Raw genomic sequence first — 19490 nt, forward strand, 5'->3', positions numbered from 1 at the left:
GACAAGCTACTCCTTCAGAACGCTTGCGTCGCTCGCGGTCCAGGAGGCGGCACACGCATCGCCGATGCGGGGCAGTGCTTCAGCCGAAACGTTGAGAACTTTCGACGTCAGTTGCAACCCATAGTCAGTGCGGAACTCGACGATGGTCGCATCACCAACGAACGTCATGTCGACGATGCGCCCCTGCACTCCGCTTGCACTCCCAACGGCTTTGTCGAGGCGCAAATGTTCAGGTCGTACACAAAGCGTCGCATCCGTATCCGCATCAGGCCGCTGCGCGGCAGCCAAGTTCTCACCGCCAGGACCGCGAAGGACGCCGGACTTGAGCTTGACGGGGATGAGATTCACCTCACCCACAAAACTGGCCACAAATAAATCAGCTGGTCTGCGATAGATATCCTGCGGTGCGGAAACTTGCCTTATCCGCCCCTCATGCATTACCGCGATCCGATCGGACATGGCGAGCGCCTCATCCTGATCATGAGTGACGTAAATCATCGTCTTGCCGACTTCCTTATGCAAGGTCTTGATCTCATTCCTGAGATGCTGGCGCAGCTTTCTATCCAGCGCACCGAGGGGTTCGTCGAGAAGCAGGACGGGTGGCTCGAAAACCATTGCTCTGGCAATCGCCACTCTCTGCTGTTGACCGCCGGACATTTGGTGTGGGTATCGCGAGGCCAAGGCACTTAGGTGCACCTGGTCAAGCACGCGGTGCACGCGGGTCTCGATCTCCGCCTTGGGCATACGTCGCATACGAAGCGGATATGCGATATTCTCGGCGACCGTCATATGGGGGAAGAGAGCGTAGTTCTGGAAGATCACGCCGAGTTCGCGACGGTGGGGCGGCAGTCGCGTGATATCCTTGTCATCCAACAAAATCTGACCGCTGTCCGGCGTCTCGAAACCGGCGATCATCATCAGAGTTGTCGTCTTTCCCGATCCGCTCGGGCCCAGCAACGAGATGAACTCTCCAGGCGATATCGAAAGGCTGACACTATCAACAGCTGTTGCGCGACCGTACCGTTTGTGCAGGCTACGCAGCACAATGCCTCCGGTCTTCACATCAGTGCTGGTCGACCCGGCTCTCATCAGCATTTGGGCTCCAATTTGTGCTCTGTTCGCTGTTGACGTGCTCTCTTAGCCTCAGACGCTCTTTTTGCGTCGTAGCAGGGCGCTGACGATGATGACAGTCGCGGCCAATAATACCTGCAGCGTGGCCACCGCCGAAATGGTGGGATCGACGCCCTGCGAGATGCTTTGCCACATAAGCATAGGCAAAGTGGTAATCACTCCGATGCCCAGGAACAGCACGTACACGACATCGTCGAAAGAGTGTAGAAAAGCAAAGAATGCAGCCACGATGAAGGCTGGCGTTGTCAGTGGAATGATGATCGTGCGGAATGTGGCCGCGGGTCCTGCGCCAAGGCTACGAGCCGCCCGCTCGTAGGCAGGGTTGAGGTCACGAAGATTAGCGACAATAAGGACCACCACGTAGGGAATCGAGTAGACTGCTTCGCCAAGAGCCAGTCCGAACTCGGTGCCCTGAAGTCCTACCCGAGCGAGCAGGAAATAGGTGGCAATCGCCACCACGATGGTCGGCAAAATGATAGGGGAAAGCACGAGAGTGACCATTACTCCGCGACCCGGTATGCGGCCGCGCGCAAGACCGAAAGCAAGTGTCGCCCCGAGGACAATTGCCATGGAGGTCGCCATCAGCGCGACGCGTATGCTTGTAAATGTTGCATTTATCCATCCAGCATCGGAGATAAACGCTTGATAATTGTGGAGCGAATAACCTGGCGCGGGGAACTCAAAAAAGGCGGACGAGCTGAACGAGAGATATACCACGACCAGTATCGGTAACAGAAGAAGCGCTCCTAGTAGGGTCGAAACGATGGATACACCACAGCCTCCCAGAGAGGGCAGCCAGCGGTCGAGAACATTAGCCGCGGAGCCAATATGCATCAGCCACTGCTTTCGCATGCGGGGATTGGCAACGGTAACCTGACCGTCTTTGTCGTCGGACAATCCTAAAAGCTGATTGACTGGAAAGAAGCGGGATCCGACCCACAGTGTCGCCAGCACCGAGACGAGAAGTACGATTGATAGCGCGGATCCGGAGCCCCAATTAAGATGATCAACCACCTCGCTATAGATTTGCATCGTGATCGTGAAATCAGACAAGCTACCGAGCAGTGCCGGCGTGATGTAAAAGCCAAGGCAGTTGACAAACACGAGCAGTACTGCGGCCATCACGCCCGGTAAGCTGAGCGGCAGGAAAACCGTGAGGAAAGCAGCGATCGGGCTCGCACCGTTCGATCTGGCGGCGCGCAGCAGCTTTTGGTCAATGCTCGACATGACAGTGTACATAGGAAGGATCATCAGCGGCATGACTATTTGGGTCATACCAATGATCACGCTTGCGCGGTTGTAGAGCATTGAAATTGGTTGGGAGATTAGACCGAACTTGAGCAGGAGATCGTTGACAATCCCGCCGCGCCCCAAGAGAACGATCCACGCGAAAGTCCGAACCAAAACGCTGGTGAAGTACGGCAACACAACCGCGATGAGAAGGAATGTGCGTAGGCTCGATGATCTGCTCGTGGTCAACGAGTATGCGATCGGGTAGCCAAGCACCAAGGCCAGCGCGGTGACGGATAGGCTTATCTGTAACGTGGTGCGCAATACGGCCAGGTAAACCGGATCCCCACCGATTCGTACAAAGCGCGCGAGGGTCCAGTTGGGCATTCCGAGCGAAAGCATCAGGAGCCCGGCGAGCGGCACGAGAAAGAGCAGCGCAAGGAAGATGCCGCCCGGCAGCAGGAGCCAAGCCCATGGCGTGGGCCCGGCCGAGTGCGCAGTCGCCGAGGACTCTGGCGTGACCTTGCCTGTCGGGAGGATCACTGTACGCGCCATGCCAGCCACCGATCTCCGATGTGCTCAAGATTGGTTTTGCCGTCGGGACGCTTGGCCGCAAGCCAAGCAGAATCCTCATGCAACACTTTGGAGGAATTTTCAGGATTGATGCTGAGCAACGGAACCTGATCAGAGGGCAAATGGTCGAGCTGATTTATGTTCGGGCCAGGATACCCTGTTCCTATCGTGAAGTCGGCAGCGACTGCAGCTCGATTTACGAATGCAATCAGCTTCTGCGCGTTCTCACTGTTCGGGCCACCTTTCAGAACTGTCCAAAACGTGTAGTTCACGTACGCCCCATCCCAAATCATCTGAATGGGGGCGCCTTGACGAATTGCGCTGATCGCACGGCCGTCGAAGCAACTGGACATTGCGATCTCGCGGTTGAGAAGCAATTGAGGCGCTTCGCTGCCCGCACTCCACCATTTGCTGATGTGCGGCCTGATTTCGTCGAACTTCTTAAGGGCTCTATCGATCTTGTCGTCGGTCAGCGGCCAAATATCAGATCGCGGCATCCCATCGGCGAGCAACGCGAACACGATGTTGTTTTTTGCATTTGCTGGCAACTGAGTGAGGCCGCGGGGGCCAGGAAAGGCCTTGACGTTCCAGAAGTCGCTCCAGTTTTTTGGGCCATTGTTTCCAAACGCCCGCTTATCGTAGGCCAGCGTCATGGCAGATGCGATCACCGGGACTGAGCTTTTGAGACGAACTGATTGCTGTGTCCCCTTTATGGCTTCAGCGTCCCAAAGGCTATAATTGATCGGGAGAAACATGCCAGCTTCGTCCATCGATGGAAGGGTCGATGCCTGTATGAAGGCCGTATCCCAATCGACACGTCCGGCCTGGTTCATCGCCTTGACCTGAGGCTCGGCAACATCGGCAACGACGTCGACCACTTTGATCCCGGTTGCTTCGGTAAAGGGCTCATAGACATATCTTCGAATGCCTTTGGTAAACAGACCGCCCCACGAGAACGCGATGACTTGGCCACTACCGGCGAGCTTGTCCTGCGCAAAGGCAACCGTCGATCGCGCGAGTGCGGGAATAGCCATTGCGGCGGCGGCAGCACGAAGCATGCTCCGTCGGCTAAAGCCGGACGGTTGATGTTTGAATAAGTGGCTCATAGCTTCCCCTTCCTAGTTACGTTCTGGGAATGCGCTACGAGGGAACAGATCCGCCTTCGGGAGCGAACCTCTGCCTTCGGTCAAAGTAGGCTACGAGAGCGCTTGCTTGCCCACCCCCCGAAGCGAATGGGATGCCGGCGCGCACTTCGCAAATGAGCGCGGTATCGGGTTCTGGAAGGCGCGCAAAGCGCTGCATTTGCCGCGTCCTTGATGCCCACCTCATATCCGCCGCTCCATGCAAGCATATGCCAAAGTTCTATTGAGCATACGGAAGTTTTGGTATGAAAATCTGCGAATCGACGCGCGGACGCGCACAGATTCTGCAATAATCCCGCTCCACGCGATGTTTTCATGCGCAATTATGCCCCCTGTGACGCAATCCGCTGCGTGTGCGGACTGAATTAAGTATTTCCTGGGCGGCCAAGCTCGGTCGAAAAGAATGCCCAGCGGGGCACATAGCGAACTAAATGATTTCGGACGCACAATGCATACCGAGGGGCCCCAACACAACGGATCGCTCGGACGCTGCCGATCAGGGACCAAGAACCTGCGCATTTATATCCGGCAGATCTGTTTGTTGTGATGACGGAGCTGCATTGAACGCGAGCTTCTGCTTCAACCAACCGAGGATGCAATCGTCGGAAGTCACGAAATTTTCGATGGATCCGCCAGAGCTTTTGATCATCCGTGGCATGGCCAGATCCAGATCTATGCGCTCCTCAATACACTCGGTCTGCAGCTTCATCGCCTCCGACACACTAACAACGCCCCGCCCGCCCGTGACCACGAGAACTGGGCATCTCAAGCGTCGCATCAATTGTGAGCGATGTGCCGAGACCATTCCATCCTCCGGTTCGTCTGCAATTCTAGACATCCAGACGACAGACGCTCGCATGCGGGTCCAATGCCAAAGGCCACCATCGCAAACCGCCGCAGCAAGACGGCGGTCAGAGGCGGCGAAGTCGGTAGCCAGAGCAGCGGACATTCCTTCTCCATAGACGCCGATCCGAGCGGCGTCGACGTCGGGCCGAGCAGAGAGGTAGTCTAAGCAGGACGACAACAAAGCCTGCGAAAGACCTCGCGCGGGATTTGAGACATCCCGGTGAGATACGACGAGGAGCGACATGTCACGATTAGTTGCCGCGGGCAGAAGCCTTGCAAGCAGAGTGGCTTCTGATTCGTCTTCCATGCTGATGCAAATGACTGCGGGGGTCGGCAGATCATGATTACCCGCAGGAACATAATAGGCTAGAAGTTCGGTGCAATCGCAGCTTGCAATCTTTACTCGCTCTATGTTTGCCGGGGCCACTTCAAGGCATTGGATTCCAGCTTCAATCCTGGCTGCCACTTCCTCGCATTGAGGATCGTTCTCATCAAGCAGTCGCCTAGCCACTTCAAAAGCAGTTAGCGCACATAGTCGCGCCTCGGCCGCCTCGTTGCTGTCGCCTTTCCTTGCCTTAAAATCACCGACGAGACATTGTTCATCGCCGATGTTTGTCCACTTGGTGATCGAGTTCTGGCGAGCTATAGTTCCCGGGTTTTCTTCTCCCGTTAAATTGTCTAGAAACGCTGCGGCGCGTCGCCTTACTGACGAGAGGCCGCCCCCTTTATGACTGCAAGCAGCGTACTCCATGCAATTGGTCCCCCTCGGCGCTGCCCCCCACATTCGCGCGAGGTTCGTCAGCTAATTCATTCCCAGATGGAGAGACTGGAGCCACAACGACTGTATCGGCACAGAGGCGGCTTTGCTCATCCCAATTTTTCGAAAATATTACGGGACGACTAAAGTCGAAGTTCCTCAATGTCGCCCGTTGCAAATTTGAAATACTGCGCCCGATGGCGAGAACTTGCATTTTTTCGTAGGGCTCTTTTGCGCGAGACACCGTTTGAGCTAAGAGCTAACAGAAGTGCGGTGGCGAGCGGGACACACTTCGTGTCGCAAACGAGAACCGCGTGAGTTCCCACGCCAAGGCAATATGACCGTCTATCGCGCATCGCTATGTGGGCGCGGGACCGACCGGCCTGTCTAAGAGCAAACAGACCTTCGGGGCGCCACATAGGAGCACGTTTTCTAGTTGCGCGCCGGCTTACTTTGCGAGCTCATCCATCACTTGCTTGGTAGCCTTGTAAGCCAGATCAACAATCTCATCGATTTCAGCTTCGGATACGACAAGTGGAGGAGCAAATCCAAGGATGTCTCCGTGCGGCATAGCTCGTGCAATGAGCCCCCGATCGCGAGCGGCCTTAGAAATCCGCGCTCCCACCTTGAGTTCTGGATCAAATCGGCGCTTCGTCTGACGATCGGCGACAAACTCGATCGCGCCGAGCAAGCCCACACCTCGGACTTCGCCGACAATCTCCAGCTGTGCAAATTTTTCCTTGAGCCGCTTTTGGAAATGCGCGCCGACAGTCTTGGCGCGGTCGCTGAGACGCTCCCGCTCGACAATATCGAGGACCGCATTGGCAGCAGCTGCCGCGATCGGATGGCCGGAATAAGTGTAGCCATGAGAAAATGCTCCCACCCGATCCGCCGCCTCCTCCATCACGGCATATACCTTCTCGCCAACAATGGCAGCCGAGAGCGGAACGTAGCCGGATGTTAGGCCTTTCGCGACCGTGACCAGATCCGGCTCCATCTCGTAAAGCGTGCTGCCGAAATCAGCGCCGGTTCGACCGAATCCGCAAATGACCTCATCTGCGATCAGAAGAACGTCATAGCGCCTCAGCACGGCCTGAATTTCGCGCCAGTAGCCGACAGGCGGGGGCGTGATCCCGCCTGTACCAAGCACTGGCTCGGCAATAAACGCCCCGATCGTTTCTGGCCCCTCCTTAACGATTAGCTCTTCAAGCTCCGCCGCCCGCCGACGAGAAAACGACTCTTCCGTCTCGCCCGGCTCGGCTCCCCAGTAGTGGTGGGGCGCGCCTGTGTGCAGAATACCAGGAAAGGGAAGATCCATATGATCGTGGTAAAACGACATGCCAGTCATTGAGCCGGAAATGACCGAGCAACCGTGATAGCCCCGCTCGCGTGAGATGATCTTTTTCTTCTTTGGTTGGCCACGAAGATTGTTGTAGTACCAGACAAGCTTCGCCTGCGTTTCGTTCGCATCCGATCCGGACAGTCCGTAGAATACCTTGCTTGGCTTACCGGGGGCCATCCGCACAAGACGGTGCGACAAAGTGGCGAGCTCCTCGGTCGTATGCGCCGCATATGTGTGGTAGTAGGCCAATTGGTAAGCCTGCCGTGCAATGGCTTCAGCCACTTCGGTCCGGCCGTATCCGATGTTTACGCAGTAGAGTCCCGCAAAGCCATCGATATAGCTGTGCCCCTGCGCATCTTCGATGCGGATGCCTTTTCCTCCAGTGACGATTGTAGGATCGCCAATCTTACCGGTTGCGAAGTCCTTGAGTTGGGTGAAAGGATGGAGAACGGTCAAGCGATCTTGTTCAGCGATAGTCTTTATATCAGTCATTCATTTTCTCCTAAGCCGCCAAGTCGCCGAAGCACACGTACTTCAGTTCCATGTATTCCGATAAACCGTGCCGAGAGCCTTCGCGTCCCAGTCCTGATTGCTTCCATCCACCGAACGGAATAGGCGGCCCCGTAAAGGAGGCGGTATTGATACCGAGCATGCCACACTCGATTCTCTCAGAAAGCCGGAGCGCTCGACGTAGGTTGTCCGTGTACACGTACCCGGCCAACCCCATTTCGCTCGAGTTGGCTCGAGTGACGACCTCTTCTTCAGAGTCGAATGGAAGTACCGCAGCTACAGGCCCAAATGTTTCTTCATGCGCGATGAGCATGTCGTCGGTGACTTGACTGAGCAGAGTCGGAATAACGAAGTTCGCGCCCAGGCTTTCATCTTTCTTCGCGGTGATGACTCGCGCACCCCTTTCGACCGCGTCGACGATTTGCGCTCTGCACTTGTCGGCCACGGATAGTTTCGTCATTGGCCCGATATCCGTAGCAGGATTCAAGCCGTGGCCGACCTTGAGCTTAGCCATTGCTGCGCTAAACGCTTCAACGAAAGTATCGTGGATACCCCTTTGTACGTAAATGCGATTCGCTGCGAGACAATCCTGACCCGAGGTAGCAAACTTTGCGGCCATCACGCCTTTGACAGCCTTATCAAGGTCGACGTCATCAAAGATCAGGAAGGGAGCATGTCCTCCCAGTTCGAGCGAGACCTTCTTTACGGTCTGGGCCGAGCCCCCCAGAAGCAGGCGGCCAACCTGGGTCGATCCCGTGAACGAGAGAGCTCGTATTCTGGTGTCGCGCAACAGGGGCGCTGATAGGTCGATGGGGTCACCCACGAGTGTCTGAAACACGCCGGCGGGAACGCCGGCCTCCTCAGCCAACCTGGCCAGAGCAAGAGCAGAGAGCGGCGTCTCCGGCGCCGGCTTCACAATGATCGGGCAGCCTGCCGCAAGAGCCGCTCCTGCCTTTCGTGTGATCATTGCGATGGGGAAATTCCATGGAGTTACGGCTGCCGCGACGCCGATTGGCTGCATCCGCACCTGAAGTAAACTATCAACCTTATGGCTGGGAATCGTCTCTCCGTATGCTCGCTCCCCTTCCGCGGCGAACCACTCGACAAAAGCGGCACCGTATTCAATCTCGTACCGCGCTTCTGCCAGCGGCTTGCCCTGTTCGCTCGTCACCAAGATGGCAAGGTCTTCGGAATGGTCGCGCATCAATGATGCCCACCCCCTGAGAATAGCTCCGCGCCTTGTCGGCAATAAGCCTCGCCAAGCGGGAAAGGCTCGCTCAGCCGCCTCTATTGCGAGCGTCACGTCCGCGGCACTGCAGCGAGCCACGTCCGCAATTTCTTCCCCCGTAGCCGGATCCACCACTACGTCTCTTTGGCTACTCGCAATCCAGCGACCATCGATGAACGCGGCCCCGGCAATAAAATCACGACGGCGCAGCGCCCGAAGGTGTGTTGCAGCGATCCCGACCATATCCGGACTTTTGGTTCGGGCAGTTTGAAAGGGCATTTGAAAGTCCCGCGCGGTCGCTTGTTGAAATCCACCAAGCATTCAGGATACTAATGTTGCCAACCGATTTGCGTCGCATTTTGCCGCGGCTCGTTGTGTTTCCTGCACCACCGCGGCATTCTATGACGAAATTCATCCGGAGCCGCGATATGCAATACGACCGAACGGACGCCCGCATCCTTGAGATCGTCCAAAAGAACAATCGCCTGACTTCCGAGGTGATCGGCGAAATGGCCGGCCTTTCTGCAACAGCGTGTCAACGACGACTGAAGAGACTTCGTTCGGAAGGCATCATCGAGGCCGATGTATCGATCGTTTCGGCGAAAGCGGTGGGAAGGCCCATACAGATGCTGGTCATGGTGACTCTGGAACGCGAGCGTTCGGACATCATCGACAAGTTCAAAAAGGCCATCAAAGGTTCAGCTGAAGTCGTCAATGGTTTCTACATTACAGGCGACGCGGACTTTGTCCTATACGTCACTGCGCGCACGATGGAAGACTACGAGCAGTTCACCCGCCGCTTCTTCTATGAGAACTCGGATATCAAGGGGTTCAAGACAATGGTGGTGATAGACCGCGTCAAGTCGGGTTTTGCGATTCCAGTCGAAATTCCCGACGAGGAGTGACAGGACAGGCTCTGCCACCTCTCGACGCGATCATCCGCATTTGCGCTCATTTTCTTAGTTCACTCGCATCGACAGATCCGCATTCTCACTCCAGTTCTCTTTCATGACGTTGTTTGGAGCTCCAAGAAACAGTTAAATCACCGAGCCGCTTTGCGGACTGCTCGACGATACGACAGAGTCACGCCGTACTCCCGGCTGGGCAGCAGTATCGCACCGAGTCTCTGGCTGAGTGGGACATATCGCACCTGACGGCAATGAAGTCCGCTTAGATGGTCGATCTATTGCACGTCATCCGAGCGTAAAGTGTGCCTGCGTTAGTCCTTCGGCTTTAGACCGCAGACAAGGCCGCTAACCTTGTGCGGCTAACATGTTCCGCTGGCGAAGCGCAACTCGCCTCCTCGAGGGTTAGGGCCTCGCATCTAAAATGCACTAGACGGAACGGGCTGGCTGCACCTTCCAAATCGCCAGAGATCAAGCTTCGATAACCGTCGGGCTGAACGACGATTCGATCGTCGCAGGCAATGCGGGATCGATATGACCAAGCCGTCCAGGTCGGAGAACTCAGCATCGACAATCGCCGCTGCGCTATTCCACGTTCTAGCGCATGTGGCTGGTAGGCATATTGTCCAACCCTGGAATATTGGTCCCAAGTGTTGGTACGGCCTGGGCTATGACACTCGATCCCTTATTCGTGGGCCGCTCCGCTCGGTTCCACCACGGCACGGCCGAACACAGGGACACGTTTCCGGATACGATATCGGGCGCTCCACTCCAATCCAGATGCCGACCTCCTGAGGTCAAGAGGATGACCGATGGAACGGTTGGAGATCGCCTTTGTGGTCCCAAGGAGAGGCGCCGGCCGAACAGTGATCCCGTGCTCACTCTCCAAATCTGCGTTCGCGCGGTTTTTCATCGCTCACTCGCAGATAACGCGCAAAATCGGCGCTTCATCTCGTTACTCTGCGGTGCTGTCCATACTTGAGGCGTTAAACGACGTCTATCCGAGCATTCGTCGAAAGAGCGTTGCGACAACGAACATTCTATTGCTCGATCGTGCGAATGTTCCTTTCTGACGAGACGAGCCGATGTGCGGTAACGCCGGTCTCAAGAGGTTCACCTGAGGGTTGGCTGATGAATTCCACCTCGTCTGATTATCATTCAATGTTGACGCAGTACGTGACCGGTTTTAGTCGCTGAATTATCGCCACTGAGCGAGTTATGTCAGATTTCACAGCGGCGAATTCTATTCATTTAATTCGAGCCCTCGCGTCCGATCGACTGGGCAACGCATTTACCTTTATCAAGTTAGTGAGGCGCGGCGCATCGCCGCTCGTTGGTCGCTGGTCCGAGAAGCGGCGGTTCGCGCACGAGCTAGGAATAGCCAATTTCCGGGCACATTACGAAATACCAGCATCGACGATCTGGACTGTGCGCGGGGCAGACGCGTTCGAACTCCACAGGCTGCCAACGCCAGAAGATGGCGATTCATCTTGGCCTGGACACTTGGGAGGTAAGGCAAAAACGATATGACGGACATGCCCAAGCCGCAGACGTTCAACGCTGACGGTATCACCGCGCCATTCCGACATGCCACCTTCCGTCGTATCTGGCTGGCAAGCTTGCTGTCCAATCTTGGCGCCTTGATCCGCGGAGTCGGTGCAGCTTGGGCGATGACGCAGATGACATCGTCGGCGGACATGGTGGCACTTGTGCAGACCGCGCTGATGCTGCCGGTTATGCTGATCTCGATGCCGGCCGGAGCGATTGCCGACATGTACGACCGGCGCAGGATTATCCTGTTTTCGCTTGGTATCTCGTTGACAGGCGCGACCGCGTTGACAACGCTCGCCTGGCTCGATCTGGTTACACCAAATCTCTTGCTGGTACTGTGCTTTCTGGTGGGTAGCGGTGTGGCGCTATTGGACCCCGCCTGGCAGTCCTCCGTGAGCGAGCAAGTGCCCTCTGAAGCTCTGCCCGCGGCGGTAGCGTTAAACGGCATCAGCTACAACCTCGCGCGAAGCGTAGGGCCGGCGCTCGGTGGGATCGTCGTCGCAGCCGCTGGCGTAGTGGCTGCGTTCGCAATTAACGCTCTGTTGTATCTGCCATTGATGCTCGCTCTGTTTTCGTGGAAGCGCGCCGCTGAGCCATCGCGTTTGCCGCCCGAAAGCCTCCATCGCGCTATTGTTTCGGGCGTTCGCTACATCATGAATGCGCCATCGATTAGGATTGTGTTGGCTCGCGCCATGGCCATGGGCGTGTTCGGGGGCGCAATCATTGCGCTGATGCCGCTAGTCGCCCGCGATCTCCTGCACGGAGGCGCCGAAACCTACGGCATCATTCTCAGCGCCTTTGGTCTGGGCGCGGTGATAGGCGCGCTCAACATCACAGAGGTACGCAAGCGCATGACGGGGGAGGCTGCGATTCGGGCCTGCGCCCTTTCGATGGGCGGTGCTCTTGTGGCGGTAGCGATGAGTCGCGAGCCACTTCTGACCGCCGTCGCGCTGGTCCTGGCTGGGGCGGTATGGATGATGGCGTGGGTACTTTTCAGCATTGGTGTGCAACTGTCGGCGCCACGCTGGGTGACGGGGCGAGCGCTTGCGGCCTACCAGGCGGCCAGTTCCGGCGGGATCGCTGTCGGAAGCTGGGCCTGGGGCCATGTGACTGACGTCGCCGGAGTAAATGTTGCGCTCCTATTGGCCGCCGTCTTGCTGATTGCCTCCCCGCTGCTCGGGTTTTGGCTGCCCATGCCACGCATCAGCGGGCGGGGCGAAGAACCTGAGATGCTTGAGGATCCCGAAGTGCAACTGGCACTCACCGGACGCAGCGGTCCGCTTGTCGTAGAGATCGAATATCGAGTCGCCCAGGAGAACGCACGCGCATTCCATAATTTGATGCAGGACGTGCAACTCTTCCGCCAGCGGAACGGAGCCTATGGTTGGTCGATTGCCCGGGACATTGCGGACCCGAAACTGTGGACAGAGCGTTATCACTGTCCAACGTGGCTCGACTATTTGCGCCAGCGCAACCGCGCGACGCAATTGGAGCGCGCGCTGGATCGGCAAGCATCGGCCTTCCACATTGGACCGGAGCCTGTGCGTGTCCGGCGCATGCTCGAGCGCCCGTTTGGATCCGTACGCTGGAAGGAAGACGCGCCCGATCGTGCTGCGGACCACGAGTTGCGCAGCAAGTAAGCACGGGCAGCGCGAAGGCGCCGCCGCCGAGAGGGAGATTTCCGAGAGAAAGGATCGGCGGCGCTCTAGCCAGTCAGTTGGTGCACTCCAGCTTTTTTCAGCCATAGTACTGCCGGTGGAGGGAGGCGATAAGGCTATTGAAAAACATGCGAAGTCGTTCCGATACTACGAATGCGTCGCGGATGGCGACCGATTTCCTCAGAGAGAATGCCTCGATTCCCTTTGCCATGATCTCACAATGCCCCGATCTAACGGAGGACCAAAAATGCACCACTCCCGAAGAAGTGGCCCACCAAATCAGGTCGCATTCAGCATTTGAAATTTGGCCGCCACTGCAAACATATCCACGAAATCAGCGGTGACAGGTCGGGGCGTGCTGATCTCGGCTGCGGAGCCCGATCAGCACTCTCTGCCGTTCTCTAATCTCCTCAGATGAACCCAAGAACACGTCCCCATTGCCGAGGAGTACACCTGAGGCGAACATCGGCTTGACTCCGAAGGAGTCGACGCCAATCAGCGACAGTAGCCGATAGGCATCAAACGCCTCATCGATGTTGCGCCGGTTGGCGGTCATCTTGGCCTGCACCAGGACCCCGCAACCGACCGCCTCCGTTTCTAGTGGGGATTCATAAACACCCGCTTTGCCCGGATGCGGTCCACGGTGTCCTTGCACCGTCAAAAAGCTGAATTGGAGCGCCAGTTTCTCGAGACTGTCAAAGATTGAGACCACATCGGGAATTGGCAACTGACCGAGTCCCCTGTGTTCAATTGGACGTGAAAGCCCGCTTGTTCGCGCGGGTCATCACGACTGGGGAGCGCAGAGGCGGCTCGCCTCCTGTCAATTACACCTTTCTCAGGGAGAATACATGTCGACGAAAGGTCGACGATATTTGTCATCTCCGCGACAGATCGTTGTGATGGCTTCAAGAGCCGCGTTGGATTGATCTCGATATTCCTCGGGAACGTAGCAGTGCTCGCAACAAAGTTTGCAGGAAAACGATACGTTGATTCGCTTGGCTGAAGACAATGGGAAGCGGACTTTTGACTGGCATGGGGTCCTTCTGGCTTTCTCCAGCGAGGTTGGAGCAGGATCTCTCTTAGCACGTCGGGGCGAGACCTCCGCGTTTTTCGAGAGCGCAATGTCGTGCTCCAAACAGCCTCGTAGATTCTGGACAAAAGTCCGTTTGGCTTCAGACAGACGAGCGCACGCCCTTCGGTGCCAAGCCGGTCTGCGCGCTCCCGACCGGCCATCCAGCTCACATCGGGCGTTATCAGCCACGGCATGGCCAGCGATGAGCATTCATTTCCCTTACGAGAGTGTGCGTTGTCGAGCAGCAACCCTGGGTGTCCTCGTACTCCAGTAGTCCTATATGCTTGACGCGAGACGCACATTCCATTGCTCTCGGACTTCGTGCAATCGTTGACCTTGTCGGTGCGTTTACCGAGACGGTGTCAAACGCGCGAATTTTCTTCGTCAGGCGAGACGCGACAGATTCCGCGAGTGGCACGCCGATTGCTGAAGGGTGAAAGGAGGAGCCGCTGCCAATACGGCGCCTTCATTTCGGAGCCGCTAATGGAATTCGCTCTAACTATCCTGGTCGTGATCGCTTGCAAACGGTAAAGGCCAAGCGGACTGCGAGAGGCAGATGTTCGAGCGCCTGTGTGACCCAACGATCCTGCGCCAACGACCTTTGAGCGGTATGGATTGGCAGAGGTCGACTGAGGCGCCCCCATTCGAGCTTAGCGAAGGATCGTGGTCATGAAGCTCGTCGAACCTTCTTCGTGCAGCCCCACAGCACCAACTGTATTGATTGGCAGGAATCGTCGCGGTCACTGGGTTGCCTGCGAACAGAACGGCATTTTTGGCGGCCTGTTCGTGAACCGCGCCCAAGCATTCAAGTACGCGCTGTGCGAGAATGGCCATCATCCAGAATTCATCGTCGAGATGTCGCATGAAATCGAGCTCAATATTTGTGCCAATCCGGGGGGCGCAGGTACGAAGCGCATGGCCGGATAGATCAGCGCAGAATTGACCGGCGCGATTGTTGCGCGTCGGCGAGGAGAATTGGCCGATATCACGATTGCGCTCCGCCAGCGCACCTCTCCGCCGGCGAGCGGCAGCGCGTCGCCATCGGCCGCGCCCCATTGTCTCAGCCAAGAGTTCTTCTGATGGACGAACCACTTGCAACCTTGGATCGCGCCAAGCGTGAGATTTTGCCATGTCTTAAACGCTTGAATGATAAGCTCGCCGTGCCGATGATCTACATCAGTCATGACATTGCTGAGATTGAACATCTCGCCGATCACCTCGTAATGGACGGGCTGAGGCTCCGGGAATTTCATGAAGGAGGATGGGTCATCGAGCAGCGTCAGATGGTCGTAGGGGGCAGACGTACACGTCAGTTGAACTGAACGGGTGGCACACAGGCCTCCTCCCGATCCGCCGGCCTAACCACGACAGAGGTCGGCTTCAGCCAACACTAAGGTTTTCAGCCGACATCTTGCCGGAGCGGCCGGGGACGAGTTCGTAGTTCACGCGCGAGCCCTCAGCCAAAGTTTTATACCCCGCTTTTTCGACCGCCGATATATGAACGAAGACGTCAGCGCTGCCGTCCTCAGGCCTGATAAATCCGTACCCCTTTTCAGGATTGAACCACTTCACAAAGCCGATCGCCACTTTCACAATCTCCAACAGTACTCAGACTCGAACTTGCATGAACGGCAGACGGCCGACGCCGTGACCGGCGGGACTGAGCGCCAAGCGCCCCTACCATGTCTCCTGCTTCGTCTCACCTATTGCAAGCTTTGAGCCAGACTAGTGATTTCCACTGGCGCGCCCCGACAACCAGATCGGAGGAAAGGCGGGCCAAGCCGTCTTCTGTGTGGACGAGGCCATTCTTCAATAAAAGCCGCCCCCGATTGAGGACAGCATGTAGTTGCTCCGAGCTACTGAACACCGCCACGGCGATTATCGACGCACTGGGGTGCCGTCGCCCGCCTAATGCGCATTGCGGGTACGGCACTGGCCGATCTGATCGACTCGCTGCTGCGCCTGCAGATCATGAGCCGCGAAGATATCAGACTGGTCACGCACGCACCTCAATCCGTGGACTTCATCGTCGAACCGGGAATGCGAGGGGCTCACAACTCATATATATATTTACGTTTCGCCTAGATTGCTTCAGGTCACCCTGGGGTTCTGGAAGACACAATGACGAGTTCGGCAATTCACGGATCCGCAAGATCTGGACCGTTCTCAAGAAAAACGGTCAGCTGGCGGACCCCTCGGGATTCTGGCGGCTAATCAGCAAGTCATTCCGCTTAAAGGTACGGCGGTGAGCACGGCGACGAGAAGAGTAACCCCATAGTCGTTGGCGCCACAGGGCTTCCGGTAACCTCCCTTTCCCTACAGTGCTTCACAACAGCCGGCGCCAGCGCCAGTGTCCATCGAGCGTTGTCAGCCGCCCGCAGCGGCAGGTTATACTCCCTTGCGGCCAAGTCTTTGTTACGACTCCGAACATGGTGAGTTGCGGGTCGGCCACATCGTTGATAGCCGAACGATAGCCAATGTGATCTCGGCTTCGATCGGCCTAGTACCGCACGTGCGCTGCCGTTCGTTCGCGGTGGAACTCGCGGACTATCGCGCGGCTATAAAGAGTGATTTACCCACATCAAACGGGCTTTCTTCGATCGCTTTCTCCTGAAGAACTTGTCGCGCCTCAAAAGGAACCGCCGTCAACAGGTGGGTCAATACGTCTTTCTCTGCTGTTCTCTGGCAGTGTGCACTGTACGGGCAAACAACCTGGCGGCAGATCGAGCGCCTGTCGCCCATAGCGTCAACCAGCCGCGCTGGGCGCCGGAGCGCGCCATTCTAGCCAAGGCTGCTCACCAGTGTTTCATGAGAAGCGTATCGGCGTGAGCCTGACAGCGCGGCAATGATTGGGCGGCTTGGTGCTGCCTTAGGTTCCGACATGGCCGTCATCACCGACAGCGACCCTCATGTGATCGATGGCACTCTGGATGTCGCCGCTAGCTTCGCGCCGGGAATGCGCTGCATTGTTCTTACCAACCCCGGTCTCGGTCAAGGAGGACGACCTGCCTTCGAGCTTACTCTGTTCTTTGTCGAGAGACTGACTTCGCACTTGGACCGATTCAAGTGACCGAATTAGTTCGCGGACTCTTTCCATCCTGGCCTTGATCATCTGGTCTCCTGATTCCTATGCTGCTCACTGCGCGGCATTGGGTTTGGGCTGGGATATGGGCAGGCTCATCGGATCCAGGCTAAGTGCATTGCCCAGCGAGAATGATGAATGAGATACAATGCGCCCTCATCCCAGTGGACTCGACGCGTATCGCTCATCGTCAATAGCAAACGGTATGCCTATTGGCCTGAGCTTAGTCGGTAGCACTTCCATGTTCCCACAGGAACGGAATCATCCTCCGGTATGCTCAGGTTTCCGCCCAGACAGTCCGGAGGAAAGGCTCATTGAAAAATCGCTTGGTGGTGATTTGCAGGCCAAGCAGACGAAGATGGCACCGCTTCATTCAACCGCGCAACTTGAGGATGTCGTTGCAGCCAAAAACCGCAGGTGCCCAGCGTCGAGAGACCTCGACCGCGCCGCGGATTATTTGCGGTCACAACTCCCTGCCCTGGGCTGCAACTCGAGCCGTAGTGCTTGCTGCCGACAAGCTCAGGGCCTTGCCTCTAGCCTCATTCTGTTTCTCGCCGTGGACATCTTCGCGGGCCTGCTCACGGATCGGGGCCGGGCGCCTGTCCTGTTGGTCGCGTTCTGTCGACGGAGCTCGCGATAGATCTTCGTTCTTCGGATCTCCCGGTCCAGGACAGTTTGAATTCGGGAGGCACAGTCTTTGATGTCACAGCATGGCTTGAACCCGTCATAAGCACGAAGGGAATGTTGTAGTCGCGACAGTTAAGCCGAACGATCTCATGGCACATCGCTTGCTTCGCTGATGCAGTTCACTGGGTTCGCCCTAAGCACACGAGTGGGGACAAAATGCTTGGAATTGGAAGTAAGTTGCCGTCGTTCCAAATCATCGGGGTAAAGCCCGGCTTTCACTTGCACGAAGAGAAGGGACAGAGCGCCTTCGAGGCGCTGACCGAAAAGAGCTTTCCTGGGAAATGGAAAATCATCTTCTTCTACCCTAAGGATTTCACCTTTGTCTGCCCGACCGAGATCGCCGAATTCGCCCGCCTGGCCAAGGATTTCGCAGACCGCGATGCGGTCGTGCTAGGCGGCTCGACTGACAACGAGTTCTGCAAGCTTGCCTGGCGGCGCGAGCACAAGGACCTGCACCATCTGCCGATTTGGCAGTTTGCCGACACGGACGGCGCGCTCGTCGACGGTCTTGGTGGCCGCTCGGCCGATGGCGTTGCCCATCGCACGACCTTCATTGTCGATCCTGAGAATACAATCCAGCATGTCTATGCCACGAATCCCAATGTCGGCCGCAGCCCGAAGGACACGCTGCGCGTCTTGGACGCCCTGCAAACTGACGAGCTCTGCCCCTGCAACCGCGAGGTCGGCGGGGAGACACTGAAAGTCGCTTGAGGGGATATGTCGATCGATCAGTTGAAAGACCGGATTCCGGATTTCGCCAAGGACGTCAGGCTCAACCTTGCGTCGATGATGGCGGACGAAACACTGTCATCACAAAGCAAATACGGGCTGTTGCTGGCGAGCGCGATCGCGTCCCGCAATCCGATCGTGACGGCCGCAATGGAAACCGCCGCAAGCGTGGTGATGACGCCAGCGGCGGTCGAGGCGGCGAAATCCGCAGCATCCGTCATGGCGATGAACAACGTCTACTACCGCTTCGTTCATCTCGCCTCAAACCCGGAATACAAGACAATGCCCGCTCGGCTGCGGATGAATTGGCTTGGAAATCCGCGCGTGGACAGAGCCGATTTTGAGTTGTGGGCACTCGCAGTCAGCGCGATCAACGGGTGCGGTGCCTGCATGGACGCCCATGAGAAGGCGCTGCGGCAGGCCGGCGTCAGCTCGGATGCAATTCAAACGGCCGTGCGCTTTGCCGCGATCGTGCAGTCAGTTGCGGTTGCGATCGAGGCGGCAGGGCGTTGCACGCCACAAGCGGCGGAGTAATCCGCCCTCCCCGCACCCTTCGCCTCGCCCCTCCCGGGGCAGGCTCGGGGTGGACGCCTATTATTCACGAGTTGAGTTCGCCGAGTGTGCCCTTGCATCCGAATATTTGAGCCTCGGTCGATTTTCGGCCTGTTGCACGCACCTAAGGTACGGCGAAATGACTCCGCCGTGAGATCTTCTCCGCCTCACCGATAGCGCGGAGGCAATCGTAGTCCGCTCACCCGAATTTGAATAACACCCCATATCCGCCCCGCGGATAGCTCCATTCGATGTCGCCCGTGGGCTCGCCGATGACGCGGCAGGTGCCGCACTCCATGCAGCCGTCGACGGTGACCTCGACCTGGCCCTTGTCATTGAGGTCATAGCAACGCGCTGGACAGGCTTTCAAAAGCGCAAGGAGCTGCGGCGAGGGCTTGGTGTGTGCGCGCACCTTGATGTGGGGCCGTCCGGCGTCCACAAGGTAGCGGTTGCAAAACAACTTGTCTTCGACACGCACTGATCTCTCGACCATAG

At 57.1% G+C, this 19490-nt stretch carries 14 protein-coding genes and 1 pseudogene; 6 read left to right on the forward strand and 9 right to left on the reverse strand.

Going from position 1 to position 19490, the window contains the following annotated elements; genetic code table 11:
• Window positions 1-6: 6 nt before the first annotated feature.
• The 6 genes from I3J27_RS34125 to I3J27_RS34150 all read right to left on the reverse strand — a co-directional run bounded on the left by I3J27_RS34125 (window position 7) and on the right by I3J27_RS34150 (window position 9002).
• Window positions 7-1095: an ABC transporter ATP-binding protein gene (locus I3J27_RS34125; RefSeq protein WP_270163245.1), complete on the reverse strand. Its 1089-nt coding sequence runs from the start codon at window positions 1093-1095 to the stop codon at window positions 7-9.
• Window positions 1096-1143: 48 nt separating this feature from the next.
• On the reverse strand, window positions 1144-2916 hold the full coding sequence (locus I3J27_RS34130; RefSeq protein WP_270163246.1) for an ABC transporter permease subunit: 1773 nt from the start codon (window positions 2914-2916) through the stop codon (window positions 1144-1146).
• Window positions 2901-4040: an ABC transporter substrate-binding protein gene (locus I3J27_RS34135; protein ID WP_270163247.1), complete on the reverse strand. Its 1140-nt coding sequence runs from the start codon at window positions 4038-4040 to the stop codon at window positions 2901-2903. Before I3J27_RS34135 ends, I3J27_RS34130 begins: the two co-directional genes overlap by 16 nt.
• 532 nt (window positions 4041-4572) lie before the next feature.
• A complete protein-coding gene (locus I3J27_RS34140) occupies window positions 4573-5673 on the reverse strand; it encodes an alpha/beta hydrolase family protein (RefSeq protein ID WP_270163248.1) in 1101 nt (366 codons plus the stop codon).
• A gap of 454 nt (window positions 5674-6127) precedes the next feature.
• Window positions 6128-7513: an aminotransferase gene (locus I3J27_RS34145; protein WP_270163249.1), complete on the reverse strand. Its 1386-nt coding sequence runs from the start codon at window positions 7511-7513 to the stop codon at window positions 6128-6130.
• A 10-nt stretch (window positions 7514-7523) separates the two neighbouring features.
• Complete coding sequence (locus I3J27_RS34150) at window positions 7524-9002, reverse strand: NAD-dependent succinate-semialdehyde dehydrogenase (RefSeq protein ID WP_270163250.1); 1479 nt, start codon at window positions 9000-9002, stop codon at window positions 7524-7526.
• Between the two features lie 185 nt (window positions 9003-9187).
• On the opposite strand from I3J27_RS34150, the gene I3J27_RS34155 reads away from it, so the two are divergent.
• Together I3J27_RS34155 and I3J27_RS34160 are read left to right on the forward strand one after the other, a co-directional pair.
• Complete coding sequence (locus I3J27_RS34155; protein ID WP_085348642.1) at window positions 9188-9664, forward strand: Lrp/AsnC family transcriptional regulator; 477 nt, start codon at window positions 9188-9190, stop codon at window positions 9662-9664.
• A gap of 1526 nt (window positions 9665-11190) precedes the next feature.
• Window positions 11191-12855 carry an MFS transporter gene (locus tag I3J27_RS34160; protein WP_270163251.1) on the forward strand — a complete coding sequence of 555 codons (1665 nt, stop codon included), beginning with the start codon at window positions 11191-11193 and terminating at the stop codon, window positions 12853-12855.
• Window positions 12856-13207: 352 nt separating this feature from the next.
• Here I3J27_RS34160 and I3J27_RS34165 read toward each other — a convergent pair whose 3' ends face one another.
• Window positions 13208-13600: a hypothetical protein gene (locus I3J27_RS34165; protein ID WP_270163252.1), complete on the reverse strand. Its 393-nt coding sequence runs from the start codon at window positions 13598-13600 to the stop codon at window positions 13208-13210.
• Between the two features lie 1014 nt (window positions 13601-14614).
• Here I3J27_RS34165 and I3J27_RS34170 point away from each other — a divergent pair.
• Both I3J27_RS34170 and I3J27_RS34175 read left to right on the forward strand, forming a co-directional pair.
• Window positions 14615-14872, forward strand: coding sequence for a hypothetical protein (locus I3J27_RS34170; protein WP_270163253.1), 258 nt, complete (start codon window positions 14615-14617; stop codon window positions 14870-14872).
• A 74-nt stretch (window positions 14873-14946) separates the two neighbouring features.
• A pseudogene (locus I3J27_RS34175) lies at window positions 14947-15171 on the forward strand (ATP-binding cassette domain-containing protein); the annotation flags it as partial.
• Between the two features lie 154 nt (window positions 15172-15325).
• On the opposite strand, the gene I3J27_RS34180 reads toward I3J27_RS34175, so the two are convergent.
• On the reverse strand, window positions 15326-15532 hold the full coding sequence (locus I3J27_RS34180; protein ID WP_270163254.1) for a cold-shock protein: 207 nt from the start codon (window positions 15530-15532) through the stop codon (window positions 15326-15328).
• A gap of 2338 nt (window positions 15533-17870) precedes the next feature.
• Between I3J27_RS34180 and I3J27_RS34185 the strand changes: the two genes are divergently transcribed.
• Window positions 17871-18425, forward strand: a complete 555-nt coding sequence (locus I3J27_RS34185) for a peroxiredoxin (protein ID WP_270163255.1) — start codon at window positions 17871-17873, stop codon at window positions 18423-18425.
• A 6-nt stretch (window positions 18426-18431) separates the two neighbouring features.
• Window positions 18432-18977, forward strand: a complete 546-nt coding sequence (gene ahpD / locus I3J27_RS34190) for an alkylhydroperoxidase, AhpD family (RefSeq protein ID WP_270163256.1) — start codon at window positions 18432-18434, stop codon at window positions 18975-18977.
• 217 nt (window positions 18978-19194) lie between these two features.
• Here ahpD and I3J27_RS34195 read toward each other — a convergent pair whose 3' ends face one another.
• Entirely contained in the window at window positions 19195-19488 is a 294-nt protein-coding gene (locus I3J27_RS34195; protein ID WP_270163257.1) for a ferredoxin family protein, read from the reverse strand.
• Window positions 19489-19490 lie beyond the last annotated feature (2 nt).

It is taken from the genome of Bradyrhizobium xenonodulans (assembly GCF_027594865.1).
In the GTDB taxonomy this organism is placed as follows: domain Bacteria; phylum Pseudomonadota; class Alphaproteobacteria; order Rhizobiales; family Xanthobacteraceae; genus Bradyrhizobium; species Bradyrhizobium xenonodulans.

Coding starts and splice junctions, on each gene's coding strand:
- I3J27_RS34125 (WP_270163245.1), bottom strand. CDS start 1,095: ATGCTGATGAGAGCCGGGTCGACCAGCACTGATGTGAAGACCGGAGGC.
- I3J27_RS34130 (WP_270163246.1), bottom strand. CDS start 2,916: ATGGCGCGTACAGTGATCCTCCCGACAGGCAAGGTCACGCCAGAGTCC.
- I3J27_RS34135 (WP_270163247.1), bottom strand. CDS start 4,040: ATGAGCCACTTATTCAAACATCAACCGTCCGGCTTTAGCCGACGGAGC.
- I3J27_RS34140 (WP_270163248.1), bottom strand. CDS start 5,673: ATGGAGTACGCTGCTTGCAGTCATAAAGGGGGCGGCCTCTCGTCAGTA.
- I3J27_RS34145 (WP_270163249.1), bottom strand. CDS start 7,513: ATGACTGATATAAAGACTATCGCTGAACAAGATCGCTTGACCGTTCTC.
- I3J27_RS34150 (WP_270163250.1), bottom strand. CDS start 9,002: ATGGTCGGGATCGCTGCAACACACCTTCGGGCGCTGCGCCGTCGTGAT.
- I3J27_RS34155 (WP_085348642.1), top strand. CDS start 9,188: ATGCAATACGACCGAACGGACGCCCGCATCCTTGAGATCGTCCAAAAG.
- I3J27_RS34160 (WP_270163251.1), top strand. CDS start 11,191: ATGACGGACATGCCCAAGCCGCAGACGTTCAACGCTGACGGTATCACC.
- I3J27_RS34170 (WP_270163253.1), top strand. CDS start 14,615: ATGAAGCTCGTCGAACCTTCTTCGTGCAGCCCCACAGCACCAACTGTA.
- I3J27_RS34185 (WP_270163255.1), top strand. CDS start 17,871: ATGCTTGGAATTGGAAGTAAGTTGCCGTCGTTCCAAATCATCGGGGTA.
- ahpD (WP_270163256.1), top strand. CDS start 18,432: ATGTCGATCGATCAGTTGAAAGACCGGATTCCGGATTTCGCCAAGGAC.
- I3J27_RS34195 (WP_270163257.1), bottom strand. CDS start 19,488: ATGGTCGAGAGATCAGTGCGTGTCGAAGACAAGTTGTTTTGCAACCGC.